General features: G+C 64.8%; 9 protein-coding genes. 2 read left to right on the top strand and 7 right to left on the bottom strand.

Annotation, left to right across the window (positions count from 1 at the left end; genetic code table 11):
• Position 1: 1 nt before the first annotated feature.
• On the bottom strand, positions 2 to 2,215 hold the full coding sequence (locus CFB35_RS01535; protein WP_059577348.1) for a cytochrome c biogenesis protein ResB: 2,214 nt from the start codon (positions 2,213 to 2,215) through the stop codon (positions 2 to 4).
• Positions 2,216 to 2,433: 218 nt separating this feature from the next.
• Positions 2,434 to 3,087, bottom strand: a complete 654-nt coding sequence (locus tag CFB35_RS01530; RefSeq protein WP_059609112.1) for a cytochrome c — start codon at positions 3,085 to 3,087, stop codon at positions 2,434 to 2,436.
• A 214-nt stretch (positions 3,088 to 3,301) separates the two neighbouring features.
• Between CFB35_RS01530 and yihA the strand changes: the two genes are divergently transcribed.
• Entirely contained in the window at positions 3,302 to 3,961 is a 660-nt protein-coding gene (gene yihA, locus CFB35_RS01525) for a ribosome biogenesis GTP-binding protein YihA/YsxC (RefSeq protein WP_059577356.1), read from the top strand.
• Between the two features lie 253 nt (positions 3,962 to 4,214).
• Positions 4,215 to 5,213 carry a porphobilinogen synthase gene (gene hemB / locus CFB35_RS01520; RefSeq protein WP_050013164.1) on the top strand — a complete coding sequence of 333 codons (999 nt, stop codon included), beginning with the start codon at positions 4,215 to 4,217 and terminating at the stop codon, positions 5,211 to 5,213.
• Between the two features lie 131 nt (positions 5,214 to 5,344).
• On the opposite strand, the gene dsbD is transcribed toward hemB, so the two are convergent.
• The 5 genes from dsbD to rpsD all read right to left on the bottom strand — a co-directional run bounded on the left by dsbD (position 5,345) and on the right by rpsD (position 9,983).
• Positions 5,345 to 7,192: a protein-disulfide reductase DsbD gene (gene dsbD / locus CFB35_RS01515; RefSeq protein WP_060009382.1), complete on the bottom strand. Its 1,848-nt coding sequence runs from the start codon at positions 7,190 to 7,192 to the stop codon at positions 5,345 to 5,347.
• Positions 7,185 to 7,511 carry a divalent-cation tolerance protein CutA gene (gene cutA / locus CFB35_RS01510; protein ID WP_059640232.1) on the bottom strand — a complete coding sequence of 109 codons (327 nt, stop codon included), beginning with the start codon at positions 7,509 to 7,511 and terminating at the stop codon, positions 7,185 to 7,187. The genes dsbD and cutA overlap by 8 nt, the downstream gene beginning before the upstream one ends.
• Positions 7,512 to 7,712: 201 nt before the next feature.
• Complete coding sequence (gene rplQ / locus CFB35_RS01505) at positions 7,713 to 8,108, bottom strand: 50S ribosomal protein L17 (protein WP_006477175.1); 396 nt, start codon at positions 8,106 to 8,108, stop codon at positions 7,713 to 7,715.
• A 149-nt stretch (positions 8,109 to 8,257) separates the two neighbouring features.
• Positions 8,258 to 9,235, bottom strand: a complete 978-nt coding sequence (locus CFB35_RS01500) for a DNA-directed RNA polymerase subunit alpha (protein ID WP_006477176.1) — start codon at positions 9,233 to 9,235, stop codon at positions 8,258 to 8,260.
• Positions 9,236 to 9,359: 124 nt separating this feature from the next.
• Complete coding sequence (gene rpsD, locus CFB35_RS01495) at positions 9,360 to 9,983, bottom strand: 30S ribosomal protein S4 (RefSeq protein ID WP_059577365.1); 624 nt, start codon at positions 9,981 to 9,983, stop codon at positions 9,360 to 9,362.
• Positions 9,984 to 10,117: the final 134 nt, after the last annotated feature.

The following is a 10,117-nucleotide window of genomic DNA, read 5'->3' as shown; positions in this document are numbered from 1 at the left end:
CTTACCGGGTGGAATTCTCGGAATCGGAACCGCCGCCGGCAGGCGGGCGGGCCGTCGAAGCCGCACCGGCGGGCGCGGCGTCGCGCGGTGCGGCGCGCAAGGCGGCGCCGGCCGCGTCGCGCGTCTGCACGAATTCTTTCTCGAAATCGAAGGTCTTGCGGGCCGTGGACATTGCCATCACCACATCGACGCCCGAACCGGCGTCCTTCAGCCAGAACCAGAGTCGCCGCTCGCGTACGTAGAACATCGAGAAGATGCCGGCGACCAGCAGCAGGCTGCCAAGATACACCAGATTCTTGCCGGGCGCGCGCGTCAACTGAAATACCGAAGCTTGCACCTGCTTGAACGAGTCGAGCTGCAAATAGACCGGCGATCCATACAGGAAGCTGTCGGATAGCGCGTTGATCGCGTTCTGCACGAAGCGGATCGTGTCGGTGCCCTGCTGCGCGGCCGGCTCGCCGGCACGCTCGCGCGCGATCTGCCACACCTCCCACATCGAGCCCTCGAGCATCCGCAGCAGCAGGCTCGCGGCCTTCTCCTGCTCGCCCTTCGGCACCGAGCGGTCGATGAACGTCGCCACCGCCTGGAAGCCGCCGACGGGCTGGCCGTCCGCCCCGCGGCCGACGCTGTCGTCGCTCGCCGCAAAAAGGGTCAGCACCTTCGATGCACTGTCCTGCAGACGGCCACGCAGCGACGCGTCGCCCGGCAGCGAGCGCTGCGCGAAGCGCGCGGCGGCTTCGGTGCGCACGGCCGGATCCTCGAGCGCGGCGCGCAGGCGCATCCATTCGCCGATCGAGTCCTGGCTGTCGGCCGGGATCCGCATGTAGCGGAACGGATCGTTCGGGCTCGCGCGCACGCCGGCGAGGAACACGCGCTCGCCGTTCATGTCGACGGGCAGCATGTAGTTGTTGAATTCGCGCGCCTGGCCGTCCTTGCCGCGGATCTTGTACTGCACCGACGGGCCGATGTTGTGAAGCTGCGTCGGCTTCGACGTCTTCGCGCCCGAGCCGAGCCGCTCGTCGAACACTTCCTTCAGCGAGCTGGTCGTCGCGACGCCGCGTACGTCCGGCTTGCCGTTCGCGTCGGCCATGTTCTCGACGTTGATCGCGCGGAAGTCGGAGAACTCGATCGTCTCGCCGTCGGCGCCCGGGACCTGCAGCGGCGCCGAACTGCCGATCGTGCCCTTCACGGGGACGGTCGCCGCACGGCTGCCCGTCATCGGATAGGCCGTCATCTGCATCTGCGAGCCGCCATCCTGGAAGCTCGACTGGTAGATCGACACGCCCTTGTACGTAAACGGCTTGTTGACCTCGACCCGCGCCGGGATCTTCCGGCCCGTCTCGCGATCGATCACGACGATGTCGCTCGCGAACAGCTTCGGCATGCCCGTCGTGTAGTAATCGACGATGAACTTGTCGAGCTGGATCGAGAACGGCAGGTCCTGGATCAGCGAGCCGCTCGGCTGGTTCAGGATCGCGGTCGACACGAACTGGCCCTCCGGCACCCACGCATAGCCGCGGAACGTCGGGTTCGACGCGGACAGCCGATGGTCGGGCGAGATCTCGCTGATCGTCGCGCTCGTGTTGACCGGGCTCTTGCCGAACATCAGCATCTGGAATTTGATCGGCAGGTTGCTGTCGAGCAGGCCGCCGATACAGATCACGACGATCGCGAGGTGCGCGGAGATGTAGCCCCACTTGGTCATCGCGCCGCGCTTCGCGGAGATCAGCGTCGCGCCGTCGGTTTCACGCACGACGTGCTTGTAGCCGGCCTTCGCGACGAACGTGGCGAGCGTCGCCGCGACGCTCGCGCGCGTGCCGGACGCCGTGTACTCGGCCTTGTGGTGGAATGCGCGCAGGCTGCCTTCGCGGACCTTGTCCTTCCAGCTCTTCGCGTCGGCGAGCATCTTCGGCGCGTTGCGGATCACGCACAGCGAGATCGACACGACGAGGAAGATCAGGATCAGCATGAACCACCACGCGCTGTACACGTTGTACAGGCCGAGCGAGCGGAAGATGTCCGCCCAGAACGGCCCGAACTGGTTCACGTAGTTCGGATACGGATCGTCCTGGGTCAGGACCGTGCCGATGATGCTCGCGATCGACAACACCACCAGCAGCGCGATCGCGAAGCGCATCGAGCTCAGCAGCTCGACCGCGCGTTTCGACGCACCGTGACTCGACTTCGACTGCAACCCCGACGTGGTAACGCTCATTCAAACTCCGACTAAGGGGACACGGCCCCCACGCTTACTATGTTCGCTTCGGGGGCGCAGCCCCGATCGCCTGCATGCCCTTCCATTCCGGCTCGGCCCGGCGAGTGCCGACAAAAAAGAAGGGCGAGGCCACCGCAACGACGCGGCGCCCCACCCTTTTCTTGTTCTGACTCCGGCCGCCCTTCGGGCGCCCGGTCATTCCATTCGCGGCGGACCGCTCAACGCAGGCCCGCGATGTAATCCGCGACGGCCTTGATCTCGGTATCCGACAGCCGCGACGCGATCTGATGCATCGCCTCGTTGTTGTTGCGCGCGCCGGCACCCTGCTGGAACGCGGTCAACTGCGCGACCGTGTAATCGGCCCATTGCCCCGACAGACGCGGGTACTGGACCGGGATCCCCTGCCCCGTCGGCCCGTGGCAGCTCGCGCAGGCGGGGACACCCTTTTCCGCGATGCCGCCGCGATAGATCTTCTGGCCGATCGGCACGGCCGCCGCATCGCGCGCGGTACCGAGCTTCGTCGTCTGCGACCCGTAGTACGCGGCGACATTGCGCATGTCGTCCGCGCTCAACGCGCTCGCGAATCCGACCATCACCGCGTTGTTACGCGCCGGCCCCTTCGCGCCCGGCTGCGCCTTGAAGTCGTTCAACTGCTTGACCAGATATTCGGGATGCTGGCCGGCAAGCTTCGGGAAACTGCCCGACGCGCTGTTGCCGTCGGCGCCGTGACACGACGCGCAAACCTGCCCGGCAATCGCCTTGCCGCGGTCCAGATCCGGTTTGGCCGCATCTGCCGCGTTTGCCTCCGCTACGAAACCTACGAACCCTGCTGCAACCTGAAGCACCATCAGAGACTTGCACAGTCGATTCATTCGCACACCCTGTTTCGTCTTGTGGGAATTTGAGGTTCTGCAAAAAACGACGGCGTTCAGTCTACCGCAGAAGCCACATAAAAGCGCGAGGCAGGCGCCCGGTGGCCTTCGGTAAAACCGCCGTATTGTACAATATCGTGCTGAAAGCTCCCGCGCCTATCGGGGCTACCCCGCCTCCACCAAGCGGCTCGCGCCGCCCGTCCTTCCGGTTCCCATGGCCTTTCTGCTCCATCAAGCCCGCTTCTACACGACCGTCAACCATCTGCGCGACCTGCCGCCGACGGTCCAGCCGGAAATCGCGTTCGCGGGCCGCTCGAATGCCGGCAAGTCGACGGCGATCAACGTGCTGTGCAACCAGAAGCGGCTGGCCTTCGCGTCGAAGACGCCCGGCCGCACGCAGCATATCAACTACTTCTCCGTCGGCCCGGCCGCCGAGCCCGTCGCGAATCTCGTCGACCTGCCCGGCTACGGCTATGCGGAAGTGCCCGGCGCCGCGAAGGCGCACTGGGAGATGCTGCTGTCGTCCTATCTCGCGACGCGCTCGCAGCTCCGCGGTCTGATCCTGATGATGGATTCGCGCCGCCCGCTCACCGAGCTCGATCGCCGGATGATCGAGTGGTTCGCACCGACCGGCAAGCCGATCCACACGCTGCTGACGAAGTGCGACAAATTGACGCGCCAGGAAAGCATCAACGCGCTGCGCAACACGCAAAAGGGGCTCGACGCGTATCGCGACCAGGGTGTGAAGGGCAAGCTGACGGTCCAGCTGTTCTCGGCGCTGAAGCGCACGGGGCTCGACGAGGCTCATGAACTGATCGAGAGCTGGCTGCGGCCGTCCGTCGCCGACGAAAAAGGCGAGCCTGTAGCACAATGAGCGGGCAACGCGCGGCTGGGATCGGCCGTGCGCACCTGACGGCACCTGCGAATTCGGCCGGCTCATAAAAAAACCCGCCGTTGAACGGCGGGTCAAACAGCCTAATCGAAAAACGACAGGCACCCGCTCAGGGAGGAGAAGCGGGGAGCTGCACGCAACGCGGGCCGCTCGATCGCTATCATATACCAACGATCTCGAAAATGACCTAAGGGTTCCGTAAGGTTCTTCTTGCCCTGATTTCTGCCAAATCGCCATGAGCTTCCATCCGCTTCATCGTCCGCGCCGGATGCGCCGCGACGACTTCTCCCGCCGCCTGATGCGCGAAAACCGCCTGACCACCGACGACCTGATCTACCCGGTGTTCGTCGTCGAAGGCACCAACGAACGCCAGCCCATCCCGTCGATGCCCGGCGTCGAACGCGTGTCGGTCGATCTGCTGATGCACGTCGCCGAGCAATGCGTCGAACTCGGCGTGCCCGTGCTGTCGCTGTTCCCGGCCATCGAGCCGTCGCTGAAGACGCCGGACGGCCGCGAGGCGGCCAATCCGGAGGGCCTGATCCCGCGCGCGGTGCGCGAGCTGAAGAAGCACTTCCCCGAACTCGGCGTGCTGACCGACGTCGCGCTCGATCCGTACACGAGCCACGGCCAGGACGGTGTGCTCGACGAGAACGCCTACGTGATCAACGACGACACGATCGAGATCCTGGTCGACCAGGCTCGCGCGCAGGCTGAAGCCGGCGTCGACATCGTCGCGCCGTCGGACATGATGGACGGCCGCATCGGCGCGATCCGCGAGATGCTGGAAAGCGACGGCCATATCCATACGCGGATCATGGCCTACTCGGCGAAGTTCGCGTCGGCGTTCTACGGCCCGTTCCGCGACGCGGTCGGTTCGGCGTCCAATCTGGGCAAGGGCAACAAGATGACCTACCAGATGGATCCGGCGAACAGCGACGAAGCGCTGCGCGAAGTGCGCCTCGACATCGACGAAGGCGCCGACATGGTGATGGTCAAGCCCGGCATGCCGTATCTCGACATCGTGCGCCGCGTAAAGGACGAGTTCCGCTTCCCGACCTACGTGTACCAGGTGAGCGGCGAGTACGCGATGCTGAAGGCGGCCGCGATGAACGGGTGGCTCGACCACGACAAGGTCGTGCTCGAATCGCTGCTCGCGTTCAAGCGCGCGGGCGCCGACGGCGTGCTCACGTACTTCGCGCTCGATGCCGCGCGTCTGCTGAAAGCGCAACGCTGATCGCGCACCGGCACGCACCTGCAAAAAACGGCGGAACACCCCGGTGTTCCGCCGTTTTTTGTTTACCGTCGATCGCGGTTGTCAGCCGGCCCGAATCGTCTCTTCCGCGGTTCGCCTCCGGCGGGTCATCGTCATACCGTCGGAACGGCTGCCCGGTCGAGGCTGCGCAAGAAGGTGTCGGCCGCCTGATAGCCGACCACGCGGCCGATCTCGTTGCCGTTGCGATCGAAGAAGATGATGCCCGGCGGCCCGAACAGGTTGAAGCGCTTGAGGAGCGCCTGATCGTCCGCGTTGTTCGCGGTGACGTCCGCGCGCACGAGGTGAAGCCGCGCGAGCCGCGCCTGCACGCGCGCGTCGGTGAACGTCAGATGTTCCATCTCCTTGCAGCTCACGCACCAGTCGGCGTAGAAGTCGAGCATCACGGGCTGGCCCGATGTCTTGAGCAGCGCATCCAGTTCGCCAATGGAGCGCACCGGCGCGAACGCAGGGCCATCCTGCGCGGCAGCCACGCCGGCCGTCGCCGCGCCGCCGGACGCCACCGTACGCGCCGCCAGCACGGCCAGCGGCTTGACGGGATCGCTCGAGCCCGCGGCCAGGCCGACGAGCAGCGTCGCGGCCCAGATCGCGAGCGCGGCCCCCAAGCCGCGGCCCAGGCGGCGCCAGATCGACGCAGCGCCGGCATTCGGCGTGAACAGTCCGAGCGCCGCAGCCGCGATCAGCAGCCACAACGCCGCGAGCACCATCTTCAGCCCGCCCGCCAACACCGGCCATACGATCCACAGCGCGGCTGCGAGCAGCACGATGCCGAAGAACACCTTCACGCCGTCCATCCACGCGCCCGCGCGCGGCAGCACCGTGCCGGCCCCGACGCCGACGACCAGCAGCGGCACGCCGAGCCCCAGCCCCATCGCGAACAGCGCGGCACCGCCGAGCAACGCATTGCCCGTGTGCGCGATGAACGCGAGCACGGCGAACAACGGCGCCGTCATGCACGCGCCGACGACCAGCGCCGACAACGCACCCATCGCCGCGACCGCGACGAAGTGGCCGCCCTGGCGCGCGCTCGATGCGTCGGCCGCGCCGTTCTGCCAGCGCGCCGGCAGTGCGATGTCCCTGCCCGAGATCAGCGACACCGCGAACGCGGTCAGCAGCACGCCGAATGCGCCGAGCACCCACGGGTTCTGCAACCACGCGCCGAGGCTCTGACCGACCAGCGCGGCGGCGATGCCGAGTACCGTGTAGACCAGCGCCATGCCGAGCACGTAAGTCAGCGACAGCGCGAAGCCGCGTGCGTGCGTCGCGCGCGTGCCCTGGCCGATGATGATCGCGGACACGATCGGAATCATCGGGTACGAACACGGCAGCAGGCTCAGCACGACACCCGCGACGAAGTAGAGCGCGACGATCGTGAAGAAGCCGTGGCCTTCGAGCAGCGACTGCGCGAAATCGGCGCTCGTGACCTTGTCGAACCAGCTACCCGCGGCAGCCGTGTCGCTGGATGACGATGCGGCGCCGAGCGCGGCGCCGTCGACCTTCACCACGTGCTCGGCCGGCGGATAGCAGATCCCTTCGTCCGCGCACCCTTGCGACGTCACCGCGAGTTCGAACGGCCCGGCCGCCTGCTTCACCGGCACGTGAACGACCACTTCGTCACGATAGGTCTCGACGTCCTTCTGGAACGTCTGGTCGAACTTCACGTGGCCGGCCGGGTACTGCGGCTCGCCGAGCGTCGCCTGGCCGCTCTTCACCGCGAACGCGAAGCGCTCGCGGTACATGTAGTAGCCGTTGGCGATCTTGAAGCGGACGTCGACCTGTCCCGGCGATTCGCTCGCGCTGAACTTGAACGCAACCGACGGATCGAGGAAATCGTCGGCCGCGCGCGCGACGGACAGGCCGCCCAGCACGAGCACGAACGACAACAGGACCGCAAGAAACCGCAGCGCGCGCACGCGCACCGAAAGCGCCATACCGTTAAACATGAAATTGACGTTGAGTTTCGCTGGTCACCCATTGGCCATACGCGGCCGATGCCGTCGTCTGCCACGAGACGATTTCGGGCGTCTCGTACGGGTGATGCGCGAGAATAAATCGCTCCAGTTCGAGCGCCCGGATGGGGCTCGTCTTGAACAGCAACTGGATCTCGTCAGCCGTTTCGACCTTGCCCTGCCAGTGATAGCGCGACTTGATCGTGCCGAGCTCCGACACGCACGCCGCAAGCCGCGCGTCGAGCGCGCCGTCGGCGAGCGCCGCGGCCGTCGCCGCATCGGGGACCGTCGTCAGCATCAGCACCACTATCATCCGCGCTCTCCTCGCTGGTGTGCCGGCTCCTGCCGGCGCCCGTTACCCGTTCAGGAACCGCGCCGGTTGCCCGTATCGTAGCGCAGCCCGCGCGACGCTGCCGGCACCGGCCTGCGACAATCGATCGCAGCCGGCATCTCGAAAACAAAAAGGGCCAAGCAATTGCTCGGCCCCTTTCAGATACTGCTGCGTACCGGAAGCTTACTCAGCTTCTTGCACGTTTTCCGTTTCGTCGACTTCCGGACGGTCGAGCAGTTCGACCAGTGCCATCGGTGCGTTGTCGCCCACGCGGAAGCCGAACTTCAGCACGCGCAGGTAGCCGCCCGGGCGGTTCGCGAAACGCGGGCCGAGGACGTCGAACAGCTTCGCGACCGAGTCACGATCGCGCAGGCGGTTGAACGCCAGGCGACGGTTTGCCAGCGACGGCTTCTTGCCGAGCGTGATCAGCGGCTCGACGACTTTACGGAGTTCCTTCGCCTTCGGCAGCGTCGTCTTGATGACTTCGTGCTCGATCAGCGAGTTGGACATGTTACGGAGCATAGCCAGACGGTGGCTGCTCGTGCGATTCAGTTTCCGCAGACCATGACGATGGCGCATTTCAGTTTCCTTGATTCAAAGTTTTGATCCAGCTCTTCTATCGCACCTCGGAGGGTGCACGGGCCGGTAACGAAAAAAAGCAAGATGCGGATTTTAAAGGAAAATCCGCATCCTTGCCAACTACAGCTATAGCGAGGCTACAACCGGGCTTACTTGTCGAGACCAGCCGGCGGCCAGTTCTCGAGCTTCATGCCCAGCGTGAGACCGCGCGAAGCGAGCACTTCCTTGATCTCGTTGAGCGACTTGCGACCGAGGTTCGGCGTCTTCAGCAGCTCGTTTTCCGTGCGCTGGATCAGATCGCCGATGTAGTAGATGTTCTCGGCCTTCAGGCAGTTCGCCGAACGAACCGTCAGCTCGAGATCGTCCACCGGACGCAGCAGGATCGGATCGATCTGCGGTGCACGCGACGGCGCTTCGGCTGCCGTTTCCGTGCCTTCCAGCGCCGCGAACACGGACAACTGGTCGACCAGGATGCGGGCCGACTGGCGGATCGCTTCTTCCGGCGTGATCACGCCGCTCGTCTCGATGTTCATCACGAGCTTGTCGAGGTCGGTACGCTGCTCGACACGTGCGCTCTCGACAGCGTAGCTCACGCGGCGAACCGGCGAGAACGATGCGTCGAGGACGATGCGGCCGATGATCTTGGCCGTGTCTTCGCCGTAGCGACGGACGTTGCCGGGCACATAGCCGCGACCCTTTTCGATCTTGATCTGAACGTCGAGCTTGCCACCCTTCGACAGGTGCGCAATCACGTGATTCGGATTGATGACTTCGCAATCGTGAGCCAGCTCGATATCGCCGGCCGTCACGACGCCTTCGCCTTCCTTGCGCAGCGTAACCGTCACTTCGTCACGGTTATGCAGCTTGAACACCACGCCCTTCAGGTTCAGCAGCAGGTTGACGACGTCTTCCTGCACGCCATCCAGCGTCGAGTACTCGTGCACCACGCCCGCGATCGTGACTTCGGTCGGCGCGTAGCCCACCATCGACGACAGCAGCACGCGGCGAAGCGCATTGCCCAAGGTGTGGCCGTAACCGCGTTCAAACGGTTCCATGACCACCCTCGCGTGGTTCTCGCCCAGCGATTCCACGGCGATGATCTTGGGTTTCAGCAAACTGGTTTGCATGGGCTTTCCTTTTCAATACCCTCGGCTCGTTACACCGATAAGGCTGACCGGTAACAACCAGAAAATAAACAGCCGAGGCCCCTCCTTGCGCAACGCAATCGGGGTACCTCGGCCGTCAATCGGATTAACGCGAATACAATTCGACGATCAGGCTTTCGTTGATGTCGCCTGCGATTTCAGCGCGTTCCGGCATTTGCTTGAACGTGCCTTCGAACTTCTTCGCATCGACTGCAACCCAGCTCGGCATGCCGCCTTGCTCGGCCAGCGACAGCGCTTCGACGATACGCGCCTGCTTCTTCGCCTTTTCGCGGATCGCGATGACGTCACCCGCCTTCACTTGCTGCGACGGGACGTTTGCGACGACGCCGTTCACGGTGATCGACTTGTGGCTCACCAGCTGACGCGCTTCAGCGCGGGTCGAGCCGAAACCCATGCGATACACGACGTTGTCGAGGCGCGATTCGAGCAGTTGCAGCAGGTTTTCACCCGTGTTGCCCTTGCGGCGATCGGCTTCAGCGAAGTAACGACGGAACTGACGTTCCAGCACGCCGTAGATACGCTTGACCTTCTGCTTTTCGCGCAGCTGCGTACCGTAGTCGGACGTACGTGCGCCCGAGGTACGGCCGTGCTGACCCGGCTTGCTGTCGAGCTTGCACTTGTCGGCGAGCGAGCGGCGCGCGCTCTTCAGGAACAGGTCGGTGCCTTCACGGCGGGACAGCTTGGCTTTGGGGCCGATATAACGTGCCACTTTGCATTCCTTTATCAATCAGTCACGCGGATCGGAATCCGCGCTAGTCCGCTCCCTTTGGGGCGAACGGTGGGCTTAGTCAATCAAAAAAGCAACGCCCGTCGACGCTGAGCGGCGACAGGCAATGCGCTAGC

This window comes from Burkholderia sp. AU16482 (assembly GCF_002223285.1).
GTDB lineage: Bacteria > Pseudomonadota > Gammaproteobacteria > Burkholderiales > Burkholderiaceae > Burkholderia > Burkholderia semiarida.
Note: the sequence above shows the minus strand (reverse complement) of the source record. Positions and strands in the feature narration are given on the sequence as shown.